The sequence below is a fragment of the Thalassospira lucentensis genome (assembly GCF_032921865.1).
Taxonomy (GTDB): Bacteria; Pseudomonadota; Alphaproteobacteria; order Rhodospirillales; family Thalassospiraceae; genus Thalassospira; species Thalassospira lucentensis_A.
This window is the reverse complement of record NZ_CP136684.1, coordinates 2,843,548-2,866,680: the sequence shown is the minus strand read 5'-3', so window position 1 is coordinate 2,866,680 and position 23,133 is coordinate 2,843,548. Positions and strand designations below refer to the sequence as shown.

19 protein-coding genes are annotated in these 23,133 nt (G+C 53.3%); 11 read left to right on the top strand and 8 right to left on the bottom strand.

Annotated features, from left to right (window positions below):
- Positions 1–231 precede the first annotated feature (231 nt).
- The 3 genes from R1T41_RS13820 to R1T41_RS13810 all read left to right on the top strand — a co-directional run bounded on the left by R1T41_RS13820 (position 232) and on the right by R1T41_RS13810 (position 5,970).
- Complete coding sequence (locus tag R1T41_RS13820) at positions 232–1,482, top strand: GGDEF domain-containing protein (protein ID WP_317337554.1); 1,251 nt, start codon at positions 232–234, stop codon at positions 1,480–1,482.
- A gap of 90 nt (positions 1,483–1,572) precedes the next feature.
- Complete coding sequence (locus R1T41_RS13815) at positions 1,573–1,959, top strand: response regulator (RefSeq protein ID WP_317337552.1); 387 nt, start codon at positions 1,573–1,575, stop codon at positions 1,957–1,959.
- On the top strand, positions 1,960–5,970 hold the full coding sequence (locus R1T41_RS13810; protein ID WP_317341581.1) for a PAS domain S-box protein: 4,011 nt from the start codon (positions 1,960–1,962) through the stop codon (positions 5,968–5,970).
- Here the strand turns inward: R1T41_RS13810 and R1T41_RS13805 are convergent.
- The 5 genes from R1T41_RS13805 to cyoA form a co-directional block, all read right to left on the bottom strand.
- Complete coding sequence (locus R1T41_RS13805; RefSeq protein ID WP_317337550.1) at positions 5,964–6,716, bottom strand: SURF1 family protein; 753 nt, start codon at positions 6,714–6,716, stop codon at positions 5,964–5,966. The genes R1T41_RS13810 and R1T41_RS13805 overlap by 7 nt on opposite strands.
- 85 nt (positions 6,717–6,801) lie before the next feature.
- The gene (locus tag R1T41_RS13800) at positions 6,802–7,194 is read right to left on the bottom strand and encodes a cytochrome o ubiquinol oxidase subunit IV (protein WP_062952651.1); all 393 of its coding nucleotides are present in this window, start codon (positions 7,192–7,194) and stop codon (positions 6,802–6,804) included.
- Positions 7,191–7,811 (bottom strand): cytochrome o ubiquinol oxidase subunit III, encoded by a 621-nt coding sequence (gene cyoC / locus R1T41_RS13795; protein ID WP_062952652.1) that lies wholly within the window; start codon positions 7,809–7,811, stop codon positions 7,191–7,193. The genes R1T41_RS13800 and cyoC overlap by 4 nt, the downstream gene beginning before the upstream one ends.
- 10 nt (positions 7,812–7,821) lie before the next feature.
- Complete coding sequence (cyoB, locus tag R1T41_RS13790; RefSeq protein WP_062952653.1) at positions 7,822–9,831, bottom strand: cytochrome o ubiquinol oxidase subunit I; 2,010 nt, start codon at positions 9,829–9,831, stop codon at positions 7,822–7,824.
- Positions 9,832–9,923: 92 nt separating this feature from the next.
- Complete coding sequence (cyoA, locus tag R1T41_RS13785) at positions 9,924–11,054, bottom strand: ubiquinol oxidase subunit II (RefSeq protein ID WP_062952654.1); 1,131 nt, start codon at positions 11,052–11,054, stop codon at positions 9,924–9,926.
- Positions 11,055–11,466: 412 nt separating this feature from the next.
- Here cyoA and R1T41_RS13780 point away from each other — a divergent pair, with 412 nt between their 5' ends.
- Together R1T41_RS13780 and R1T41_RS13775 are read left to right on the top strand one after the other, a co-directional pair.
- Complete coding sequence (locus R1T41_RS13780) at positions 11,467–12,807, top strand: MFS transporter (RefSeq protein ID WP_317337545.1); 1,341 nt, start codon at positions 11,467–11,469, stop codon at positions 12,805–12,807.
- A 132-nt stretch (positions 12,808–12,939) separates the two neighbouring features.
- Positions 12,940–13,584 carry a LysE family translocator gene (locus R1T41_RS13775; protein WP_317337544.1) on the top strand — a complete coding sequence of 215 codons (645 nt, stop codon included), beginning with the start codon at positions 12,940–12,942 and terminating at the stop codon, positions 13,582–13,584.
- 49 nt (positions 13,585–13,633) lie between these two features.
- Here R1T41_RS13775 and R1T41_RS13770 read toward each other — a convergent pair whose 3' ends face one another.
- Entirely contained in the window at positions 13,634–14,326 is a 693-nt protein-coding gene (locus tag R1T41_RS13770) for a glutathione S-transferase family protein (RefSeq protein WP_317337542.1), read from the bottom strand.
- A 152-nt stretch (positions 14,327–14,478) separates the two neighbouring features.
- Between R1T41_RS13770 and R1T41_RS13765 the strand changes: the two genes are divergently transcribed.
- The 3 genes from R1T41_RS13765 to zigA all read left to right on the top strand — a co-directional run bounded on the left by R1T41_RS13765 (position 14,479) and on the right by zigA (position 17,959).
- A complete protein-coding gene (locus R1T41_RS13765) occupies positions 14,479–15,183 on the top strand; it encodes a glutathione binding-like protein (protein ID WP_097050816.1) in 705 nt (234 codons plus the stop codon).
- A gap of 231 nt (positions 15,184–15,414) precedes the next feature.
- Complete coding sequence (locus tag R1T41_RS13760; RefSeq protein ID WP_317337540.1) at positions 15,415–16,569, top strand: alpha/beta hydrolase; 1,155 nt, start codon at positions 15,415–15,417, stop codon at positions 16,567–16,569.
- A 163-nt stretch (positions 16,570–16,732) separates the two neighbouring features.
- A complete protein-coding gene (gene zigA / locus R1T41_RS13755) occupies positions 16,733–17,959 on the top strand; it encodes a zinc metallochaperone GTPase ZigA (RefSeq protein WP_317337538.1) in 1,227 nt (408 codons plus the stop codon).
- Between the two features lie 58 nt (positions 17,960–18,017).
- Here zigA and R1T41_RS13750 read toward each other — a convergent pair whose 3' ends face one another.
- Positions 18,018–19,709, bottom strand: coding sequence for a methyl-accepting chemotaxis protein (locus R1T41_RS13750; RefSeq protein ID WP_247742094.1), 1,692 nt, complete (start codon positions 19,707–19,709; stop codon positions 18,018–18,020).
- A 263-nt stretch (positions 19,710–19,972) separates the two neighbouring features.
- On the opposite strand from R1T41_RS13750, the gene R1T41_RS13745 reads away from it, so the two are divergent.
- From R1T41_RS13745 to R1T41_RS13735, 3 genes are all read left to right on the top strand, one after another.
- Positions 19,973–20,407: a VOC family protein gene (locus R1T41_RS13745; RefSeq protein ID WP_317337536.1), complete on the top strand. Its 435-nt coding sequence runs from the start codon at positions 19,973–19,975 to the stop codon at positions 20,405–20,407.
- 75 nt (positions 20,408–20,482) lie between these two features.
- Positions 20,483–20,992: a TspO/MBR family protein gene (locus R1T41_RS13740; RefSeq protein ID WP_097050821.1), complete on the top strand. Its 510-nt coding sequence runs from the start codon at positions 20,483–20,485 to the stop codon at positions 20,990–20,992.
- 95 nt (positions 20,993–21,087) lie between these two features.
- Positions 21,088–22,101, top strand: coding sequence for an NADP-dependent oxidoreductase (locus R1T41_RS13735; RefSeq protein ID WP_317337535.1), 1,014 nt, complete (start codon positions 21,088–21,090; stop codon positions 22,099–22,101).
- Between the two features lie 75 nt (positions 22,102–22,176).
- Here R1T41_RS13735 and R1T41_RS13730 read toward each other — a convergent pair whose 3' ends face one another.
- The gene (locus R1T41_RS13730; RefSeq protein WP_247793864.1) at positions 22,177–23,001 is read right to left on the bottom strand and encodes a DUF3750 domain-containing protein; all 825 of its coding nucleotides are present in this window, start codon (positions 22,999–23,001) and stop codon (positions 22,177–22,179) included.
- Positions 23,002–23,133 lie beyond the last annotated feature (132 nt).

Below are 23,133 nucleotides of genomic sequence, written 5' to 3'. Positions count from 1 at the left end.
GCAAGCCTGTTTAACAGACCAAACGCAGGAGAATATGTCTGTTTTTTCTGAAAGGTATTAAATCCCCTATCGATATGTATAGGGCTGTAAACAAGGCTTTCTTTGAATACATCTAAAGTGCTAGGAAGCGGTTGAAGTGTCGGGCATAACGGCACGCATGAGGGACAATAACAAGAAACGCACAATCCGGGATATCGTATAGCGACCCGGATCAGTACCCGAGGGAGTGAAATGCACGACAGTCCCGCTAATTTTGCCCGCATCAAGACAAAGCTGACAGCTATTCTGGCCAAGTCCAAACTCGTTGAGGCCGGGCGCATTCATATGGTCGGGTTTGATGCTCTTCGTGAAAAGCTTGGTGATCGCTGGGACTTGGTCCGAGAGCGGGTCATGAATTTCACCGAAAAGAAACTTCAGCAGCACCTTAGCCCACAGGATGTGTTTTTTCGCTATGGTGAAGAAGAATTTCTGGTGGTTTTTTCCACCATGTCAAACGAAGCGGCACAGCTTTTGGTCGGGAAAGTGGTCGAAGAAGTTTACCAGTTCATTCTGGGGTCACCCGATACTAAAAGTATTATTATCAAATCCGCCGTACAGGAAGTCGACGGGGAGTTGCTGTTCAAGGACATCAATCTGGCCGAGGCACTGTCGGATGCCTATAACAAACCAACCGAGGAAGGCAAATATCAGGGATCGGTTCTCATCGCGAGCGACGATTTGCCCGATGAAGACATCCCTGCACCGGTCCAGCATCCGGTAAAATTCATCTATCGCCCGATCTGGGATGTCCAGCGCAAGACAATCACGACCTATCGTGCCGTCCCTACCCGCCTGATGTCAGGAAACTATCATACCGAGGATTATGCGGTCCTTGGCAACGACGAAAATATCGAGAACATTCTTGATCTGGATATTGCCACCCTGCGATCAGCCGCACATACGCTTTCGCGGGTAATGGAAAGTGGCTTTGTCTTCGCATGTAAGATCTCGATCCACTATGAAACGATATCCCGATCAGATTTGCGTCGCGCCTATATCGAAGCCGCCAGTAAAATACCTGTTCAGTTGCGCCGCTTTTTCATTATTGAACTAAATCATATGCCAATTGGCGTTCCTGCGGTGCGTATTTCGGAATTCATGTCGTTTTTGAGCTCGTTGTTTCGTGCAATTACCTGTCGTATACCGCTCGAAACCCGCTCTTTGCAGGCTTATTCCGGCATCAATCTGTTCGGTGTCAATATCGACCTGCTCGATACCCGCAAAAGCGAGCGCGAGCTTATGAAAAAGATCGATCATATCGCTTCCATGGCCGCGACCGCCCGTCTCAGAACCTGTTTGTTGAATGTTAACAGTCCGAGCCTTGCCATTAGTGCCGCAGCATCGGGGATTAATTACCTCTGCGGTCAAAATATCGGCCAGCCGCGCAAAATTCCCGGCAAGGTTATTACCCTGAAGTGGGAAGATTTTCTCAATCTTCGCTGATCCGTAACCTTGGCTGATCAATCAGATTAAATGGCTCCAATCCTGACCCCGGCTTTTGCGACACCCAAACTTTTTCAGGACGATGCACTCATGGCTCACAAGATTCTGTTTATTGACGACGATGCAATGGTCCGCCAAACCTTTACAGACGGTTTGCGCGCGGCTGGTTTTACCGTCGTATCGGCGCTCAATGGTATGGAAGGCTTGCAAAAGATTTCCAAAGCAAAACCCGACATCGTCGTTACCGACATCATCATGCCCGACACAGACGGGTTGAATACCATTCGCGAAATCCGGAAAAGATACAAGGCTCTGCCGATCATTGCCGTGTCGGGCGGCGGGCGCACACACAATATGGAATTTCTGGGAATGGCCAAACAGATCGGTGCAGATGCAACCCTGGCCAAACCGTTCAGGATCTCGGCACTGGTTGAGGTAATTCACCGCTTGCTTCGAGAAAAAGCATCAGATAGCTAAATCATATGGCGAGGGGGTAACCGCCATGGACACCGACCGCCATATTTTTTCGACTGCCACCCCGATCCTATGTGGTTGTTCGACCCCGAAGATCTGCATTTTCTTGCTGTCAATCCTGCAGCAACGAGTGAATTTGGCTATTCACACGATGAATTCCTATCAATGACTATCGCCGATCTTCGTGCGCCGGAAGATTTGCCTTCCCTTACAACAATGATCAAAAATATTGACAACGGCTTTTATTATAGCGGGCGTTGGCGGTTGCGCCGCAAATCAGGCGATTTCATACTAACCGATATCCGTTGGCGTATTGTGGACTTTGCCGGAAAGAAAGCCGTCCTGACATCAATCCGCGATATCACGCAGCTTGAGAAGCTTGAAGCGGAACGAGAACTTCTATTGCATCGTGAATATGAAGCCCGGCTTGGCGCGGAAATCGCCGCTCATCACTTCAAATCGCTGTCTGAAGCGCTGCCTGGATGTTTCCTTGTTTTATCGCCAGAAGATTTTGTCATCGAGGCCGTCAGCGATGCGTTTCTTGATACCACCTTGACCCGACGCGAAGACATCAAGGGAAAAAGGGTTTTCGACGTTTTCCCCGACCAATCCCCCGGGCAACCCTCGAAGCATCTCGACGACGATATCACCAGTACCATACAGGACCTGACCGCTTCGCTGGAACGTGTCCGCAATACAGGTTTGACCGATATTCTCGCAGCACAGCGTTACCCTTTCAACCAGTCAGCAAACGACGACGACGGCTTCAGGGAACGGATTTGGTCAATAACAAACACACCGGTTCACGGCCCCGATGGGGCCATCGTCTTCATCATTCATCGTATAGAAGATGTCACCAGTCTGATCGTCGACGATTGCGATGCAGGCGATAAAATTTCTGGCAGGACCATTCGCGATTTCGAGGATCATCGCAAGGTCCTTGCGCTTGACATACGATTACGGTCACGCGAATTGCAGCTCACCAACGAAAGACTGCGAGAACAGGAAGCCAATCTTCGCACTGCACAAAGATTGATGGGGCTGGGCGTCTGGAAGCTTGATATCGCCAGTGGCCGTCTGACATGGTCCGACAACGTATACCGCATCTGCGGTGTTCGGGCGGACAAATTCGATCCCGTTTTCGAAAACTATGTTGAACTGGTTCATCCCGATGACCGGCCTGCAATGGTTGAGGAATATGAACAGTTTCGGGACGGCAGCGACCCGCATTTCATTTTCCGTCACAGGATCGTTCGACCCGATGGGCAAATCGCACATGTACGCGGGATCGGGGAACGAGCAAAAACACCGACGGGCATCGTTTTGAACGGGGTGATACAGGATGTCAGCGACATCGTTGCCCGCGAAGAAGACCTTTCACAAATTACCACGCTCATACGTATTGCGGGAAGAGCCGCGAAATTCGGGGGATGGCGGGTCACCCTTGACCCACCCACCGTAACATGGACCGGTCAAACAGCGAGAATTCATGACGAGCCGAAGGGTTTTTCACCAACATTTGAAGATGCAATTTCCTATTACGCACCGGAATATCAACCTGTCGTCCGGGACGCTTTCGACGCCTGCATCCGGCACGGCATCCCGTTTGACGAAGTTACCCGCCTTGTAACGGCAAAGGGCAGAAACCTTTGGGTACGCTCGATTGGCGAACCCGAATACAATGATGCCAATAAAGTCATTGCTGTTCGCGGGGCTTTTCAGGATATCTCCGATGTTATCGTTGCCCGCGACCAAACCGACAGACTGTCGCGCCAGCTTGCCGAAACTCTTGAACATATCAGCGATGCTTTTTTTACTGTCGATCATGAATGGCGGTTAAGTTTCATGAACGGACAGGCCGAAAAATTTCTGGAACGCCGCCGGGATGAACTGACTGGCAAAAATATCTGGGAGGCATTTCCCGAAGCGAAAGGAACCCGGTTTCAGGAAGAATATGAAAACGCCGTCGCCACCAGAAAAACATCCCATTTCAGCGAATACTATGCACCGCTGCGGAAATGGTTCGACATTAGCGCCTACCCGACGCCAGATGGCCTTGCGATCTATTTCCGGGATACGACGACCAAACGCGCGCGAAATGAACAACTTCGCCTGCTTGAAACAGCAGTATCACATCTGAACGATATATTGCTGATTACCGAAGCAGAACCGGTCGAGGGTCCTGACGGGCCGAAAATCGTTTATGTCAACGACGCCTTTGTCAAACGAACCGGCTTTACCCGCGACGAGGCCATAGGCAAAACACCGCGTATTCTGCAAGGCCCCAAAACCCAGCGCGACGAACTGGACCGGATCGGTAATGCCCTGCGCCACTGGCAGCCCGTTCATGCAGAGCTGATCAATTATACCAAATCGGACGAACCATTCTGGCTGGAGCTTGATATCGTCCCTCTGGAGGATGATCACGGCATCTATACCCATTGGGTTGCAGTTGAACGCGACATCACCGAGAGGCGAAATGCCGAGCGCGAGTTGCGCCTGAACGAACAGCGTTTTCGGTTGGTATCGCAGGCTACCAATGACGTTATCTGGGACTGGGACCTTGAAACCAATCACATCTGGTGGAATGACGGACTTAGAACCCTGTTTGGTTACGACCCTGAAAAAATGGAAACGGGTCTGGAATCCTGGACCAAACAAATCCATCCCGACGACCTTGAGCGGGTTCTGACCAGCATAAAGGCCGTCATCAACGGAACAGGCAACAAATGGCAGGACGAATATCGTCTGGTACGGGCAGACGGAACAATACGCCATGTTGCCGATCGCGGATTTGTCATACGTAACAGTCGTGACAAGGCGGTTCGCATGCTGGGCAGTGTCATGGATGTAACGTCGCAACGTGAAATCGAAATGCGCCTTCGGCAGTCACAGAAACTTGAAGCAATCGGGCAGCTTACCGGCGGGATTGCTCATGATTTCAATAACCTTCTGACTGTTATCCTTGGCAATGCAGAAATGCTCGCAGAACAACTGACCGACCCGAAGCTGCGTGCTCTTGCCGATATCAGTATCGGTGCTGCTGAACGCGGCGCAGAACTGACCAATCGGCTGCTTGCTTTTGCACGCCGTCAGGCACTGAAACCGGAACGGATCGATATCGGCACGCATATTGACGGTCTCGAACCTTTGCTGCGAAGAACGTTAAATGAAAATATCGATCTTGAAATCGTTCATAAACAACATGTCTGGACCGCTGAAATAGATCCCAGCCTTCTTGAAACCGCTGTAATCAATCTTGTCATCAACGCACGCGATGCAATGCCCGACGGCGGCAGGCTGATCATTGAAACCGGGACGATCACATTTGATAAAGATTATCTCACGGCCAATTCCGATATAATGCCGGGTGACTATGTCACGATTTCAGTTTCGGATAACGGTACAGGAATGTCTGATGACGTCGTGGCAAATGCCTTCGAGCCCTTCTTTACCACCAAAGAAGTCGGCAAAGGCAGCGGGCTTGGGCTAAGCATGGTTTATGGTTTTGTCCGGCAATCAGGCGGGCATGCGAAAATCTATTCCGAACCCGGAAAAGGAACGACCATCCGCCTTTATTTTCCACGTGTAGACGATCTGCCGTCACCCGCAGGAAAATCACGTAAAATCCCAACTATTACCGGTGGCGACGAACATATCCTGATCGTAGAGGACGATGCACTAGTACGGGAAAATGCCGTTGCAATGCTGCGTGAACTTGGCTACCGGATCAGCTTTGCGGAAAACAGCGAACGCGCACTTGATCTTTTGGCCCGATATAACGATATCGCCCTGCTTTTTACAGATATGGTCATGCCCGGCAGTATGGACGGACTCAAACTCGCCGAAATTGCCACCCTGCTCAAACCGGATCTGTCCGTTCTTTACACATCAGGCTACAGCGAAAGTCTGATCATTCGCGACGGGCGATTTGAAAAGAAGGTTCATATGATCGGAAAACCCTATCGACGTCAGGAACTGGCACAGAAAATCCGCGAACTGCTTGATCAATAGTTTTTACGTCTGGACTGCAACACAATCCATGCTGCCACCAACGTCAGAACCGCCATGCCAAACCACGTGATGGCATACATCAGGTGATTGTTGGGGAAACTGATCCGCGTCAGGCCACCAACCGGCAGCTTGCCGGGATTGTTACTGCCATCGGCATCAATGAAATATGGTGCAACATCATCCGGGTTAAGGCCGCGTTTGGCCGCCATGGCGCGCACATCGCGTGAATACCAGCGATCTTCGTCGGGCACGTTATCGCGCATAAAAGTACCGCCCGGCTCATCCATCCGCAAAAGGCCGGTAACCCGCGTATCGCCCGAAACCGTGCCCTCGGCCCGGCTATCGGGTTCGCGACGGTCTGTCGGAACAAAACCGCGATTGATCATGATGATCGTACCATCGACCCGCTCAAACGGGGTCATCACCCAGTATCCCGCACCGTAATCGGTGGCAGCATAAACGTGGCTTTCAAGATCATTGCGGTAATGGCCCAGCAGGGTGACCTTGCGGTATTCGTCGCGTTCACGGGTGACATTTTCCCAGTCGGCCCGGTCCGGTGCGGTTAACGGATCGCCATGAACTCGGGCATCAACCCGTTCAATCAGATCAAGCTTCCACGCCCGGCGTTCAACCTGCCAGACACCAAGTGCCGAAAAACCTGAAAACAGGATCGCGGCCAGAATGCAAACCACGATACGGGTTCTGGTCGACGGTCGTGTATCGGTGGACAATTGGGTATCAGCCATTGCGTTGGACCTTCAAAACATCATCGGAACGAAAAAGGGCGCGATACCGGTAAAAGTATCGCGCCCCCTATGACATAAGCCAAGCCTAGCCGAAGCTTCGGATCATTTCATGATCCATCTGCGGCATCATGTTGGTGTTCAGGTGATACATCACCCACAGCGAACCGGCGATGGCAATCGCCACGATCACAAGGGTAAAGATCAGCGCCAGCATGTTCCAGCCGCCTTCGGACTTGGTGTTCATGTGCAGGAAGTAGACCATATGGACGACGATCTGCACGACACCAAGGCCCATGATCCAGGCCGCGGTTGCCACCTTGCTGTCCAGAACCCCGTCCATCACCAGCCAGAACGGGATGGCGGTCAGGATTACCGACAGGATGAAACCGATCAGATAGCTGTTGAAAGTGCCGTGGCTGGCACCGTCGCCATGATCGTGACCGTGATGGTCATCATGTGCATGAGAATGCGTGCTCATCCCAGAACTCCCAGCAGGTAAACAACGGAAAAGACGCCGATCCAGATCACGTCAAGGAAGTGCCAGAACAGCGATAGGCACATCAGGCGACGCTTGTTTTCCGGAACCAGTCCACGCTTGCCAACCTGAACCATCAGGGTGACCAGCCAGATGATCCCGAACGTCACGTGCAGGCCGTGGGTCGCAACCAGCGTATAGAACGACGACAGGAAGCCACTGCGCATCGGGGTGGCACCGATATGCCACAGGTGATGGAACTCATAAAGTTCCAGCCCGACGAAGGCGATACCGAACAGGCCGGTAATCGCCAGCCACATCTGGGTTCCCTTGATGCTGCCCTTTTCCATCGCCAGCATGGCAAAGCCATAGGTGATCGAGGAAAACAGCAGCATGGAGGTGTTGATCGCAACCAGTTCCAGATCGAAAAGATCCGCCGGCGAAGGCCCGGCCGCATAATTGCGGCCGAGAACGCCATGGGTTGCAAACAGGATCGCAAAGATGAGACAGTCGCTCATCAGATAGAGCCAGAAGCCAAGCATCGTACCGTTCTGCGGGTGATGCTCTTCCTTCAGGTAAAAGACCGGCGCTTCGGTCTGAGAGGCAGTTGTATTCGCCATTGTCATTCCCTTACGCCTGCTGCTTTGCCAAAAGGGCAGTACGTTCGTCTTCGGTTGCAACAACTTCACTGGCCGGGATGTGATAATCACGGTTGTAGTTGAAGGTGTGTGCAATCGCGGTACCGATCAGGGCGATGAAGCTGACGGCTGCAAGCCACCAGATATGCCAGATCAGCGCGAAACCAAGGACAAGCGACATACCGGCAAGGATCGCACCGGCACCGGTGTTTTTCGGCATGTGAATGTCGAGGAAACCGGAAGTCGGACGGACAAAGCCGCGCTTTTTCATATCAGCCCAGGCGTCAAGATCGTGAACGACCGGGGTAAAGGCAAAGTTGTATGCCGGGGGTGGCGACGAGGTCGACCATTCCAGCGTACGGCCATCCCACGGATCGCCTGTTTCATCACGCAATTCTTCGCGCTTGATGAAGGATACGACCAGCGACATCAGGAACGATGCAATACCGATGGCAATCAGAACCGCACCAAAGGCAGCAATGATGAACCAGATTTGCAGCGAACCGTCATCGAAATGGTTCATGCGGCGGGTAACGCCCATCAGGCCCAGAACATAAAGCGGCATGAAGGCGAAATAGAACCCGACCAGCCAGAACCAGAAGGACATTTTGCCCCAGAACGGATCAAGCTTGTAACCGAATGCTTTCGGGAACCAGTAAACGATACCGGCAAACATCCCGAACACCACGCCACCGATGATGACATTGTGGAAATGCGCAATCAGGAACAGGCTGTTATGCAGCACGAAGTCGGCAGGCGGAACTGCCAGCATCACACCGGTCATGCCACCGATCACGAAGGTCAGCATAAAGCCCATCGTCCACAGCATCGGGACGTCAAAGCTGATGCGGCCCTTATACATGGTAAACAGCCAGTTGAAGATCTTGGCGCCCGTCGGGATCGAGATGATCATCGTCGTGATGCCAAAGAAGGCGTTCACACTGGCCCCCGAACCCATGGTGAAGAAGTGGTGCAGCCAGACCAGATAGGACAGGATGGTAATAACGATCGTCGCATAAACCATCGAGCTGTAACCGAACAGCCGTTTGCGGCAGAAGGTCGAAACCACTTCGGAAAACACACCAAACGCTGGCAGGATCAGGATGTAAACTTCCGGGTGACCCCAGATCCAGATCAGGTTCACATACATCATGGCGTTACCGCCAAGATCATTGGTGAAGAAGTTCATGTCGAGGTAACGGTCAAGCGACAGCAGAACCAGAACCGCGGTCAGAACCGGGAAAGCGGCAACGATCAGGATGTTGGTGCAGAGCGAGGTCCAGGTGAAAACCGGCATCTTCATCATCGACATGCCCGGTGCGCGCATCTTGACGATGGTCACAATCAGGTTGACGCCCGACAACAATGTGCCGACACCCGCAATCTGCAAGGCCCAGATATAGTAATCGACCCCGACACCCGGACTGTAAACAATGTCTGAAAGCGGCGGATAGGCCAGCCAGCCGGTTTTGGCGAACTCGCCGACAAACAGCGAAATCATGACGGTGATCGCACCGGCTGTCGTCATCCAGAAACTGAAATTGTTCAGGAACGGGAAGGCGACGTCGCGCGCGCCGATCTGAAGCGGCACGACGAAGTTCATAAGTCCCGTCACCAGCGGCATCGCCACGAAGAAGATCATGATCACGCCGTGGGCGGTAAATATCTGGTCGTAGTGATCTGGCGGCAGGTAACCAGCAACATCGCCAAAGGCGATCGCCTGCTGGGCACGCATCATGATCGCGTCGGCAAAGCCGCGCAGCAGCATGACAAGGGCCAGAATGATATACATGATACCGATCTTTTTATGATCGATAGATGTGATCCACTCGCGCCAGAGATATCCCCAAAGCTTGAAATAGGTCAGCGCGCCGAGAACGACGATACCACCCAGAACAACCCCCGCGAATGTCACGGCCAGGATCGGCTCGTGGAACATCGGGAAGGAGTCGAGTGAAAGCCGGCCAAATATAAAATGCAAAAGGTCCGGATTTGAAAACATCGGATTACTCTTCTTTTCGATGCGGCAACGCACCGGCTAGGCCGGTGCGCGAACCGCGAAGGGCCGGTCGACTTACATCAACCGGCACTGCTTCAGAACCCTGTCGACACACCGGCAGGAACGGGACTGAACCGGTCATCTTCGACACCGTTGTCAAACAACGGGATCGAAGAAATTTCCTGACTCAGACCACCTGACGGTGTGGTGCAAAGCGTTGCCACATAAGATTTGGTTGACGGCAAAGGCTGGCTGCCGCGTTCACGCGGGGTATCGTATGTCAGCGACATAACGTTATAGATCCCCGCAATACCGCCGCCGCCCTTTCTGTCGATATCCATCATCTCGTTCATGCACATCTTCGATTGATCGACGCACATATTCAGGATTGCCTGATAAAGTTCCGGATCGACATTGCCGAAATAATGAACCGGTTCGGCGATGCTCGGCTTTTCAAGTTCGAGATATTCCGAACGGCCAAGACCGCGGCTATCCTCTTTCACCTTCGCAACCCAGTCATCAAAACCGGCGTCACTCAGCCCGTGGAACTTGAAGCGCATGTGCGAGAAGCCCTCGCCGCTATAGTTCGCCGAGAACCCGTCATAGACACCTTCCTCGTTGATCACGGCATGGAGCTTGGTTTCCATACCGGCCATCGAATAGATCATCCCTGCCAGTGCCGGAATGTAGAAGGAGTTCATGATGCCGGAAGAAGTGATCTTGAACTGGATCGGGGTATCAATCGGTGCGGCCAGCTCGTTGATGGTCGCAATACCCTGCTCGGGATAGATGAACAGCCATTTCCAGTCGAGGGAAACGACTTCCACCACCATCGGCTTGTGATCTTTTTCAAGCGGACGTTCCGCATCGATACGATCCAGCGGGCGGTAAGGATCCAGGGTGTGCGTACTGACCCAGGTGATCGCACCCAGCGCGATAATGATCGCAAGCGGGGCAGACCAGATGACAATTTCCAGCTTGGTGGAATGGTGCCATTCAGGATCGTACTCTGCATCCTTGTTGGATTGACGGTATTTCCAGGCAAAGAACACAGTCAGCGCCATCACCGGAAGGATGATGATCAGCATCAGGATCGTGGAAACAACGATAAGGTCGGCTTGCTGTGACGCAATATCACCAGACGGGTCCATCACGACCAGATTACATCCGGTCAGTAACGTGAACACAGAAGCAATTGCGACGCCGCGTGCAAGTTTTGAAAGCATGCGCTTGTACTTTGTCAGTCTCTGGAAGATGTTCTCACAAACAACCATATGCTTGCGAGCCGCATAACCAGCCCACCGGACCGGCACGCGTCGTACCCCAACCGTAGCGGCATATAGGAATTCAAATTCCAAACTTCCACGGAAGAGACACAAATTCGGCGAACTTTTTTCACAAATTCACCAGCAGAAAATTTCGCTCACTTGCTATAGCTGCGCCGCAACAATGTCAAGCAGGCCGCCAAACATAGGCTGGTGTTTATGACAATTATCAAAAAGTTGTAAACCATGCGTTGTGCAACGCAACACAATAATTGACACTGACGTTTGCAATTCACATGTCTATAATTAGACTCGATCCAATCAAGAAGGGTCCAATGAGAAGCAATGAAGTCAGATATTTAGGGAGACAGGCGTGACCCAATCCACTCATTCCTTAGCGACCTCCACCTCCTCGGGTCTGGAACGCGACGCACGCCAACACTCGGCTGGCACAGTCAACGATCCCGGTCAGATCGCGCTTGGCGTGATTATTGGCCGGTCGTCGGAATTTTTCGATTTCTTCGTTTATTGCATCGCATCCGTGCTGGTGTTCCCCCAACTTCTGTTCCCCGGCGAAAGCGCAATCGTCGGCACCATCCATTCCTTCTTTATATTCTCGCTGGCTTTCATCGCCCGCCCGATCGGCTCCCTTGTCTTCATGACGGTGGACCGCCGGTATGGCCGCGGCACGAAGCTGACCGTTGCAATGTTCCTGCTTGGTGGCTCAACTGCCGCGATGGCCTTTTTGCCAAGCTTTGACAGCGCAGGCATGTTTGCGATCTATCTGCTGTGCGCTCTTCGCTTTACGCAGGGTCTTGCACTTGGTGGCGCATGGGATGGTCTTGCTTCCCTGCTGGCGCTCAACGCGCCCGACAATCGCAAGGGCTGGTACGCAATGATGCCCCAGCTTGGCGCACCGCTTGGCTTCATTCTGGCATCCTCGCTGTTTGCCTATTTGATGCTGACCCTCTCGCCTGCAGACTTCCTTGCCTTCGGTTGGCGCTATGCCTTCTTCGTTGCTTTTGCGATCAACGTGGTGGCCCTGTTTGCCCGACTGCGTCTGGTGGCAACATCGGAATTTGGAAGCCTGCTTGAAAAGAACGAACTTCAGGCCGTCCGTGTCCGCGACACCATTCGCCACAACGGTCGGACAGTGCTTCTTGGCGCGCTTGTACCGCTGGTAAGCTACGCACTGTTCCATCTGGTCACCGTCTTCGCGCTTAGCTGGGTCGTGCTTTATACTCCCGCCAATCCGGGACAGTTCCTGTTGACCCAGGGTGTTGGTGCGGTGCTTTGTGCCCTTGGTATCATCGCATCAGGCTTCATCGCAGATCAGATCGGCCGTCGTCGCCTGCTGGGTTATTCGGCAGCCATCATCGCGGCTGGCGCCCTTCTGACGCCACTTCTTTACGCCTATAACATCATCAATGAAGGCATGATCGTTCTGGGTGGCTTTGCGGTTCTGGGTCTGTGCTTTGGTCAGGCGGCCGGCACACTGGCATCGAACTTCAAACGCGAATACCGCTATACCGGTTCGGCTCTGACATCCGACCTTGCATGGTTGCTTGGTGCCGGTTTCGCCCCGCTGATCGCCCTTCTGCTCTGCGTGGCCTATGGCCCGATTGGCGTTGGGGCGTATCTGCTTTCGGGGGCGGCGGTAACGCTGCTCGTCCTGCATTTCAACAAGCAGTTCGGACAGAAAAACACCGACTGACTGATCTTTCCCGATTTGCAATCAAACACCCCCGGCAGTCACTTGCCGGGGGTGTTTTTGTTCGACGGCTTGCAATCGCGTCCGACCAGTGGTCCAATTTGACTGCCCCAATTACATGACAGGGATTTTGAAATGGACGCCACCATTACCTTGATCAGTGTTTTCGCGATCTTCATCCCCGCCCTGATGCTGCCCGGGCCGGATTTTGTTGCCGTTGTCAGGTCATCCATGACGCGCGGGGCCAAAGCAGGACTTCAAACAACGATTGGTGTTTCCGCAGGCCTCGGCCTTTACGCAACGCTCAGCCTTCTGGGCCTATCGACCCTTCTGGTCGAATATCAATGGCTGACCTGGACTGTTCGGGTGCTCGGTGGATGTTATCTGATTTATCTTGGCATGAAGCTGATCCGCGCCCGACCAAAGGCGGATGATTTCGCCCTCACTTCTGACGAAATCACATCAAAACAGCGCGGCAATCCGGTCCTTTTTGGCTTTCTGGTTACGATGACCAACCCAAAGGCAATCGTTCTGTTCGCCAGCGTCTTTGCCACCGCCGTCACTGCCGAAACGCCCGTCTGGCTGATGGTTTTGATGATCGGGCTTGTCATCTTAAGTGCGCTGGTCTGGTACACGATCATCAGCCTGTTCATGTCCTCTGCCCCGGTCATGAAACGCTTTGCCCATGCCCAGCACTGGATCGAACGTGTTGCTGGTGTCTGCTTCATTGCCATTGGCGGCCGCATTCTGGCCGACGCACGCAATCCGGTCTCGCCCTGAAAAAAGCCCCGCCTGAACCGACGGGGCTTTTAAAGCAATGATCTGCTGATCAGCTGTAATTCGACGGAAACAGCGCGCGTTTGGCAACGTCGTCCATCTCGGACTTGAAGGCATGGTCGCTGCCGATCTTGCGTGCGCGTTCCACCGCTGGCCGGGCGCAGATGCCCTGATACCATTTTTTCAGGTTCGGATAGGGATCAAGCGGTGTGTCACTTTTCATGACAAATGCCGCACGTTCGATCCAGCCCCAAAGCGACATATCGGCAATGGTGTAGCTGCCCCCGACAACAAATTCGCGCCCGGCCAGATGGTCATCCATCACCCTGTAATGGCGTTCGATTTCCTTGCGATAGCGGTTCACGCCGTAATCATTGCCAGCCGGTGCTACGTGCTGAAAATGCACTGCCTGTCCGGAAAACGGTCCAAGGCCCGATGCAATAAACATCAGCCAGGACAGCAGTTCTCCACGATCTTCCGCCGCACCAAGGAACTTTCCGGTCTTTTCCGCCAGATAAATCAGGATGGCGTTTGAATCAAAAACCCGGGTTTCCTTGCCGCCCGCCCCGTCGGTATCGACAATCGCCGGGACCTTGCCATTCGGGTTGATCGCGCGAAACTCGGGGCTGTGCTGTTCGCCCTTTTTGGTGTCGACCGGCACGATTTCATAAGGCAGATCAGCTTCTTCAAGGAAAAGCGAAATCTTGGCCGGGTTCGGGGTCGGATGGAAATAAAAGCGGATCATCGGGGTCTCCTGATAAGGGGGGCGAAACCGTATTTTTCGCCTGCCCTTGAATTATGGAATGATCAGTTTAAATTGACGTATCAGAAACGTGTTGGCAAGGTCATAGTTTGAGATGAGCCACACATCACGAAAGTCAAAGGAGGCTTCGCCCCATGATTGATCTTTATTACTGGCCAACGCCGAACGGCCACAAAATCACGCTTTTCCTTGAAGAGGCCGGACTTGAATATAAAATCCATCCGGTCAATATCGGGGCTGGTGATCAGTTCAAACCGGAATTCCTGGCCTTTTCGCCTAATAACCGCATGCCTGCGATCATTGATCAGAACCCGGCAGATGGCGGTGATCCGATCACGGTTTTTGAATCCGGTGCGATCCTGCAATATCTGGCAGAAAAAACCGGCAAGTTCCTGCCGACTGATGTGCGGGGCAAGAAAACCGTGATGGAATGGCTGTTCTGGCAGATGGGCGGACTTGGCCCGATGGCCGGCCAGAACCATCATTTCAGCGGTTATGCCCCGGAAAAAATCCCCTATGCCATCACGCGCTATGTCAACGAAACCAATCGCCTTTATGGTGTGCTGAACAAGCGCCTTGAGGGTCGCACTTTTATCGCTGGTGACGATTATTCGATTGCCGATATGGCCTGCTATCCGTGGATCGTCAGCCATGAAAAACAGCAGCAGGACCTCAATGATTTCCCCAATCTGAAACGCTGGTTTGAAAACATCAAAGCCCGTCCGGCAACCATCGCGGCCTATAAAGCCGGCGAAGGTCTTCGCAAGGAAGACGGACTGAGCGAGGAAGACAAGAAAGTCCTGTTTGGTCAGACGGCAAAAACCGCCAAAAACAACTGATCCCCAGACATCAGCAATCGGCATCCTCCATCAGTCAAATGGCGGGGGATGCCAAGGATGATCGCGAATTCGACGTAATTGACTTACGGTCAAAAACACCTTTAAACTGATCCACAAATCATTGAAAACGTAGGCGTTCACGTCAGCCAACGCACTATCCGCCTGATCAGGCCGGAGGGTGCGTTTGTGACTCTCTGTCCGATGGCCCGAACAAACATTGATGGAGGGTTCATGCTTCCCCGCCTTTGTCTGCTGGTTTCCTGTCTTGTACTGATTGCGTCATGCGCAGTCCCCCCGGATTCCCCACGCTTTGAGCCTTCCGCGGATCTTCCGCCCTTTGATCAGGACAGTTTTGCGGACTATGTGCGTGAAAACCGCACATGGATTGCCAAGCACCGCGCCTTCATCAGCGACGACCACGATCTTGAAATCGATATGAACGCGCCCTTTGAAATGCGCACGGAAACCACACCCAAACGCGGCATTCTGTTTGTGCACGGGCTTGGTTCCAGCCCGTGGTATTTCAGCGATATCGCAACAGCCATGGCAAAGGACGGATGGCTTGTCAGGTCAATCCTTTTGCCCGGCCACGGAACGAAATCCGCTGACCTAATGCTGCCGGATCTCGACGATTGGGAAAATATCATTGCCCACCAAACAACATTGCTGAAAAACGAGGTTGGCGAAGTCTGGCTGGGCGGGTTTTCAACCGGTGGAAATTTGGTAACCAGCTATGCCGCGCATGATCCAGATGTGAACGGTCTTTTGCTGTTTTCACCGGGGTTTTATCCGTCAAACGGGTATCTGTTTCTCGCCCCGGCAATTTCATATCTGTGGGATTGGGTTGATATCGACACCGAAGACAATATTCCCAATTACCAATCCCTGCCCTCGCACGGGGCCAGCCTTTATTACCAGACCGTCAGCAAGGTTCAGGACGATCTGACCCGCGCGGATTTTAACCGCCCGGTGCTGATCACCATGAGCCAGCATGACAGCGTCCTTGATCCTGTCGCCACACTCGATGCCTTCCAAAGCCACTTCACCAATCCCCGGTCGCGTTTTGTCTGGTACGGCGAAACACCGCCAAACCTTGACGACCCCCGTGTGACCGCGCTTTCCAGTAATCTGCTTGATGACCGCATAAGCACCTTTTCCCACATGAACGTGCTGTTTGCGCCTGAGAACCCCTATTATGGCATGCGTGGCAGTCACATCATGTTTGAAAATGGCCAGGAAGGCATTCCCGTGCCAGAGGATTCAGAAACATTGTGGTTCGGGGCATGGGGCCAGATAACGCCGGGCAAATATCACGCCCGCCTGACATGGAACCCCTATTTCAACAACCTGCTTGCCGATATCCGCACGGTTACCAGCCAGCCATGATCCTTGTCCTTGTCGCCATGCCCGTCCCTCATGCATCGGCATGGCGATGACATCGTCACGGCGTTGATTCAGCATTGATCCGACCTGAGCATTTTCATTATTGCCTCATATCTCAAAACCCGATAAACGTTATGTTATAACATAACATTCAAAAGGAACCGCCATGCAACGCCTTCCCGTTACGGTTCTGTCCGGGTTTCTTGGTGCGGGCAAAACCACCCTGCTTAATCATGTGCTGAACAATCGCGCCGGACTGAAAGTCGCCGTAATCGTCAATGATATGAGCGAGGTCAATATCGACGCCGACCTGATCCGTGATGGCGGGGCGGCACTTTCGGCCATGGATGAAAAGCTGGTCGAAATGACCAATGGCTGTATCTGCTGCACGCTGCGTGACGATCTTTTGATCGAAGTCCGCCGTCTGGCCGAAGAAGGCCGGTTTGACTATCTGCTGATCGAATCAACCGGCATATCCGAACCCTTGCCGGTTGCCGCAACATTCGATTTCCGCGATGAAAACGGCCAGTCGCTGGGCGATATCGCGCAACTGGACACGATGGTTACAGTGGTTGATGCCGCCCGCATGATCGCCGATTACAGCAGCACCGATTTCCTTAATGACCGCGGTGAAAGCCTTGGCAAGGAAGATGACCGCAGCATCGTCGATCTTCTGGTCGATCAGATCGAATTTGCCGATGTGATTGTGCTCAACAAGCTTGATCTGATTGGTGCGGATGAACACAAAATCGTTCTTGGCATCATTCGCGCGCTCAATGCCGATGCCAAAATCATCGAAACGGATCATGGCCAAGTTGATCCGCGTGAAATCCTGAATACCGGCCTGTTTGATTTCGACCGTGCACAGGATCACCCGCTTTGGGCCAAGGAATTATATGGCTTTGCTGACCATGTGCCCGAAACCGAAGAGTACGGCATCAAAAGCTTTACCTTCCGCACCCCCTTGCCGTTTCATCCCAAACGATTTTACGATTTCATCCATTCCGAATGGCCGGGCATCGTGCGCGCCAAGGGGCATTTCTGGATCGCCACCCGCCCGAACTGGGTTGGCGAAATCAGTCAGGCCGGGGCTGCGGTAAAGCACGAGGCCCTTGGCACATGGTGGTGCGCCGTACCGCGTGATCGCTGGCCCGACAACAATGACTGGCGCGATAAAGTTTTATCAAACTGGGACCCGACCTTTGGCGACCGTCGGCAGGAAATCGTCTTTATCGGTCTTGCAGATCAGATGAACGAAGCCGCCCTGCGCGCCCGCCTTGCGGACTGCCTGATAGACGAGGACGAGGCGCTTAACGCCGGAAAATTCGAACCCGCCCGCTATAAATCCCTGCCCGATCCGTTCCCGGTCTGGGGCCGCAAAGCCGCGGCATAAAAAAGCCGCCAGCCTTTTAGCAAGGCTGGCGGCGTCAATGATTTTGCGAACCCGCAACTTAGGCGCTGCGAACCTCGGCCAGGAAGGCTTCGACGGCATCGTTCAGAACCGCCGCCTGACGCCCAAGACCTTCGGCAAGGCCAAGCACCTCGTTCGAAAGTTTTTCGGCATCATCGGCGGCCGACGAAACACCCGTGATGTTTTCCGAAACATCACGGGTGCCATGTGCGGCCTGTTCGACATTGCGTGCGATTTCCTGGGTTGCAGCACCCTGTTCTTCAACGGCTGCTGCAATCGTGGTTGTCGCACCGTCAAGACGGCGGATGGTTTCGGCAATCTCGGCAATGGCCGTTACCGCGTTGGATGTCGCAACCTGAATATCACCGACCTGGGATCGGATATCCTCAGTCGCACGGGCGGTCTGGTTGGCAAGGTTCTTGACCTCGTTGGCCACCACGGCAAAGCCTTTGCCGGCGTCACCGGCCCGCGCCGCCTCGATGGTCGCGTTAAGTGCCAGAAGGTTGGTCTGTTCGGCAATGTCGGTAATCAGCGAAACGACCTCGCCAATCTGGTTTGCCGCCTCGGCCAGAAGTTCGATCTTCTGGTGGGTGTCCTCGGATGTCCGAACCGCCCCATTGGCAATGCTGGATGATTGCGCTACCTGATTGCTGATTTCCGCAATCGAGGCACTCAATTCCTCGGCTGCCGATGCAACGGTTTCTACGTTGCTCGACATTTCCTGCGAAGCCGCGGAAACAATGGTCGAACGCTGTCCGACCTGTTTAGAGGTATCGGTCATCGCATTGGCGGAATGCTGCATGTTACCCGATGCCTGAATAACCTGTGCAACCACCTGCCCGACGCTGGCCTCGAAACTGTCGGCCATTTTGCGAAGTGCGGCGCGTTTTTCTTCCTCGGCAACACGCTCCTGCTCTTCACGCGCTTCGCGCATTTCTTCCATTTCGATTGTTTTCGATTTGAAGATATCCATTGCGCGGGCCAGATCGCCGATCTCGCTTTTCTGATCGGTATATTTGACGTCGATCTTGTGATCGCCCTGCGACAGACGCAGCATGTTTTCCGAAATCGCATAAAGCGGGCGGGTAATCCCGCGGCTGATCATCAACGACACGCCAACAACTGCGCACAGAACCGCCAGTGCAACCAGTCCCATGACCAGCATGCTCTGCATGAAGACCGCGTTCACATCATCAATATAAATCCCGGTGGCAACAACCCAGCCCCACGGCTTGAAAGCCTTGACGAAGGAAAGCTTCGGGCGAAGCTGGTCAGAATTCGGTACCTGATAGGTGTAATCGACAAAGCCCTGCCCCTCTTCTTTGGCGACACGGGCGAATTCGCGATAATGGTGTTTACCCGATCCATCAACCGCATCACTCAGATTCTTGCCAACAAGATCCTTCTTGATGTCATGAATAAGAACAACCGGTGTATAATCAAACACGAAGAAATAGTTGGTTTCATCATACCGAAGGGCCGCCACCGCTGCCTTGGCCGCATTCTGGGCCTGTTCGGTTGTCAGTTCGCCGGACTGTTCCATCGCATGGAAATGCCCAATCAGGCTGATTGTCGATTCAACCAGGTTCTGTGTCTTGGCCTTGCGATCCTCAAGCATGTTGCTGCGCAATTCGGTCAGACCGAATGCCCCAACCAGCAGGGCAGCAAGAATTGCCCCCGCGACGATGATCAGCATTCGCGTGCCGATCTTCATTGAATTCAGATTGAACATTTCCATCCCCATATACCAGTGTCGGGTCATCACCCGACATGTTGGCAACGTTTTATTCTTTTCAAGGAACCCCTTGCCCTCGCCTCGACCATGAGTTGAATCAAAGCAGGCTCGGGAATAGTCAGATTATAATATTGAATATTATATTTACACATGCTTCGGCTGTGATTTTAGTCACTTAAGCAACTTAATTTGTCGCGGGTTATATGGCATAATCATAAATGGACAGGGTTGAACGCACCGATGGAAACGGAGCCATTGTCATGACCGACCCGAATACTGCAAAAGCATCCAAAACCCACGGGAATATTATTCCCGCCCTGCATTATGACGACGCCAAAGCCGCGATAGAATTTCTGTGCCGCGCTTTCGGCTTTGAAAAACACGCGATCTATCAAAACGAGGACGGCATTGTCGAACATGCCGAACTGGTTCTGGGCAATGGTATGATCATGCTGGGTCAGGCCCGCGACAGCACTTACGGCAAACTGACCCGCCGCCCCAATGATATTGGCGGGGTAACCCAAAGCATCTATATCATCGTCCCCGATGCCGACCTTCACTATGCCCACGCCGTTGCCGCCAGCACCGAAATCGTCATGCCACTTGAAGAACAGGATTACGGCGGCAAGGTTTATTCCGCACGTGACCCCGAAGGCCATATCTGGAGCTTCGGGACATATGATCCCTTTGGCTGATCCAAAACTGCGCCCCTTGCGAAAAATCGTTTTTCACCAATCTATTGGAAGTCAATTGGCAATCAGGGGCATCAGATGATCAACAGCACCGAAACCGTCTTCCGGCCCAATCACCGCACGCGCGTTTTTGCGCTGATTGCGTTCATGGTGCTGTGTCTGATCATCTCGGCTGCAGGCGGTGCGGTAACGGCGACCAGTGTCAATGACTGGTACCCGACATTGCAAAAACCGTTCTTCAATCCGCCCAACTGGCTGTTCGGACCGGCATGGAGCCTGATTTATTTCCTGATCGCATTTAGCGGCTGGCGCGTCTGGCTAAAGCGCGGGATTGACGGGGCAAAGGGGCCGTTCGCGGTATATGCCGCACAACTCACCCTGAACCTTCTGTGGTCATTTCTGTTTTTCGGGGCGCAATCGCCGCTTCTGGGGCTGATTGATATTGTGCCGTTGCTGATCCTGATCATCATCAATTGCGCAATGTTCTGGCGGATCGATCAATTGGCGGGAATGCTTTTGGTGCCCTATGCATTGTGGGTTGGTTTCGCCACCCTGCTGAACGGGGCGATTTATTTCCTGAACCCTTAATTGAAGTTCGCCGGAAATCCACCATTGCGGAATGGCGATCAGGCTCCTACGTCGGGCACATCCTAGCGTGCGTTGAACCGACCAAGGAGGCCCCGATGAGCATTGCAGCAAAGGAAGTCCACCTTTTACATTACCCGGATGGTGTTCCCACCAGAGACGACTTCACCGTAAGGGATAGCGTGTTGCCGAGGCCCGCAATCGGCGAAGTGCTGATTGAAAATATCTGGATGTCGGTCGATCCCTATATGCGCGGTCGCATGACCCGACGCAAAAGCTATATCCCGCCGTTCGAACTGAATGCCCCGCTTGAAGGCCACGCGATTGGCCGGGTCATCGAAAGCCGCGATCCACGCTTTGCCGAAGGATCGCTTGTTACCTCCATGACTGGCTGGCGCAGCCATGCGCTGCTTGAAGCTGACTATCTGCACCCCATTCCCGATATGCCCGACATCGCCCCGGAAAAATTTTTAAGCGTGCTGGGGATGCCCGGCATGACGGCCTGGGTCGGGTTAAACCGGATTGCCAATTGCAAGACAGATGATACCGTCTTTGTTTCTGCCGCCGCCGGGGCTGTCGGCTCTGCGGTTTGCCAACTGGCAAAAGCCAAGGGATGCCGGGTTATCGGATCGACCGGTGATAGGGACAAGGCAAAATGGCTGCGCACTGAATTGAAGGTTGATGCGGTAATAAATTACCGCGATACCGACGACCTTTCAGGAAGCCTTGGCGAAGTCGCCCCGCAGGGCATCGATGTTTATTATGAAAATGTCGGCGGCGCGCATCTTGAGGCCGCCCTTGATCATATCAATACTGGCGGGCGGATTGCCGTATGCGGCATGATTTCGCATTACAATGACAAATCCCCGCAACCCGGGCCACGCAACCTGTTCAGACTGACGACACAACGCGCAAAGATGGAAGGCTTCATCGTTAGCGACCATTGGGGCAGTTACCCCGATTTCGTCCGCGAAGGGGCCGATTTGGTGCGAAGCGGGCAACTCAAAAGCCGCGAAACCGTACTCATGGGACTGGAAAATGCCGCCAAAGCCTTTATCGATCTGTTCAAGGGCCAAAATACAGGCAAGATGTTGGTAAAGCTGGCTGACTGACTCGCCAAAGAAGCCCGAAAGAACAAAGCCCCGCCACATCAAAATGTGCGGGGCTTTATCGTTGGGGTGATGAAATCAATACGCCGGTACTCCAGCATCCCCTGCATCTGCCGCTTCCACCGGCTCGACATCGCCGACCGGGGCGACATTATCCATGCCCAACCGCCCGACAGACGGCAGGCGCAAGGCCGGACGATTGAAATCGATGCCAATATTAAGCCCCAGCAGGTTCAACTCGATCCCTTCTTCAAGACCGATGGAAAAACCAAACAACCCCAACAGATTGGCCTGCACGCCCTGCCCGCTGGGCGATAAACCGACCGGATCGGTGATCGCACGGAAATCCTTGCCGATTGCATTGGCCGGCATATCAAGATCAAGGTCGGGCACCTTGCGCCCGATATGGGCGACAAAGGTATTGCTGTTCGGCCCCGGATAGCTGCGATACTGATCCGGATAGGGATATGTTTCAATCGCGGCTTCGATCTGATCAATCAGGTCATCCACACCCTCGCCGCGATGATCTGCAAGAATTTGCGGTTCAGACCCGAACCACAAGCCATCGGGCAAGGCATAATTCTTGCGCACCACATTGCCACCGCCCCAGCCAACCACGTCATACCGCGTATAGCTGGTTTCACCGGCGCGTTTATAGATGATCCACGGATGAACCGCGAAATAACCGCGCCAGCCATAGGTATGGGCTGCCATCACCTGCACAATCGCAATATCGGCATTTGCCGCCGGATCAGGAGCTACACCCGATGAATGTCGCGGCGCATTACGCCATGTCTGGCGCTTTTCCGCCTTTTCGGCGGGCGGGTCCTGCGCAAGGCTGATGCCGAACGGCAGCACAAGCATTGCAAGCAGGCCCAGAATAAAATTTCTGCCTTTTCTCACCAATCAATCCTGTCAGATGTCATATTTCACTAATGTTACGATGTGATCCGACAAATAAGATCAAAAAATGGCAATTGGTTTGCGAAGCAGCATCAAAAAACTGTGAAGCCTTGCGACAATTCTGCGACATTT

Coding starts and splice junctions, on each gene's coding strand:
- R1T41_RS13820 (WP_317337554.1), top strand. CDS start 232: ATGCACGACAGTCCCGCTAATTTTGCCCGCATCAAGACAAAGCTGACA.
- R1T41_RS13815 (WP_317337552.1), top strand. CDS start 1,573: ATGGCTCACAAGATTCTGTTTATTGACGACGATGCAATGGTCCGCCAA.
- R1T41_RS13805 (WP_317337550.1), bottom strand. CDS start 6,716: ATGGCTGATACCCAATTGTCCACCGATACACGACCGTCGACCAGAACC.
- R1T41_RS13800 (WP_062952651.1), bottom strand. CDS start 7,194: ATGAGCACGCATTCTCATGCACATGATGACCATCACGGTCACGATCAT.
- cyoC (WP_062952652.1), bottom strand. CDS start 7,811: ATGGCGAATACAACTGCCTCTCAGACCGAAGCGCCGGTCTTTTACCTG.
- cyoB (WP_062952653.1), bottom strand. CDS start 9,831: ATGTTTTCAAATCCGGACCTTTTGCATTTTATATTTGGCCGGCTTTCA.
- cyoA (WP_062952654.1), bottom strand. CDS start 11,054: ATGCTTTCAAAACTTGCACGCGGCGTCGCAATTGCTTCTGTGTTCACG.
- R1T41_RS13775 (WP_317337544.1), top strand. CDS start 12,940: ATGGACGCCACCATTACCTTGATCAGTGTTTTCGCGATCTTCATCCCC.
- R1T41_RS13770 (WP_317337542.1), bottom strand. CDS start 14,326: ATGATCCGCTTTTATTTCCATCCGACCCCGAACCCGGCCAAGATTTCG.
- R1T41_RS13765 (WP_097050816.1), top strand. CDS start 14,479: ATGATTGATCTTTATTACTGGCCAACGCCGAACGGCCACAAAATCACG.
- R1T41_RS13760 (WP_317337540.1), top strand. CDS start 15,415: ATGCTTCCCCGCCTTTGTCTGCTGGTTTCCTGTCTTGTACTGATTGCG.
- zigA (WP_317337538.1), top strand. CDS start 16,733: ATGCAACGCCTTCCCGTTACGGTTCTGTCCGGGTTTCTTGGTGCGGGC.
- R1T41_RS13750 (WP_247742094.1), bottom strand. CDS start 19,709: ATGTTCAATCTGAATTCAATGAAGATCGGCACGCGAATGCTGATCATC.
- R1T41_RS13745 (WP_317337536.1), top strand. CDS start 19,973: ATGACCGACCCGAATACTGCAAAAGCATCCAAAACCCACGGGAATATT.
- R1T41_RS13740 (WP_097050821.1), top strand. CDS start 20,483: ATGATCAACAGCACCGAAACCGTCTTCCGGCCCAATCACCGCACGCGC.
- R1T41_RS13735 (WP_317337535.1), top strand. CDS start 21,088: ATGAGCATTGCAGCAAAGGAAGTCCACCTTTTACATTACCCGGATGGT.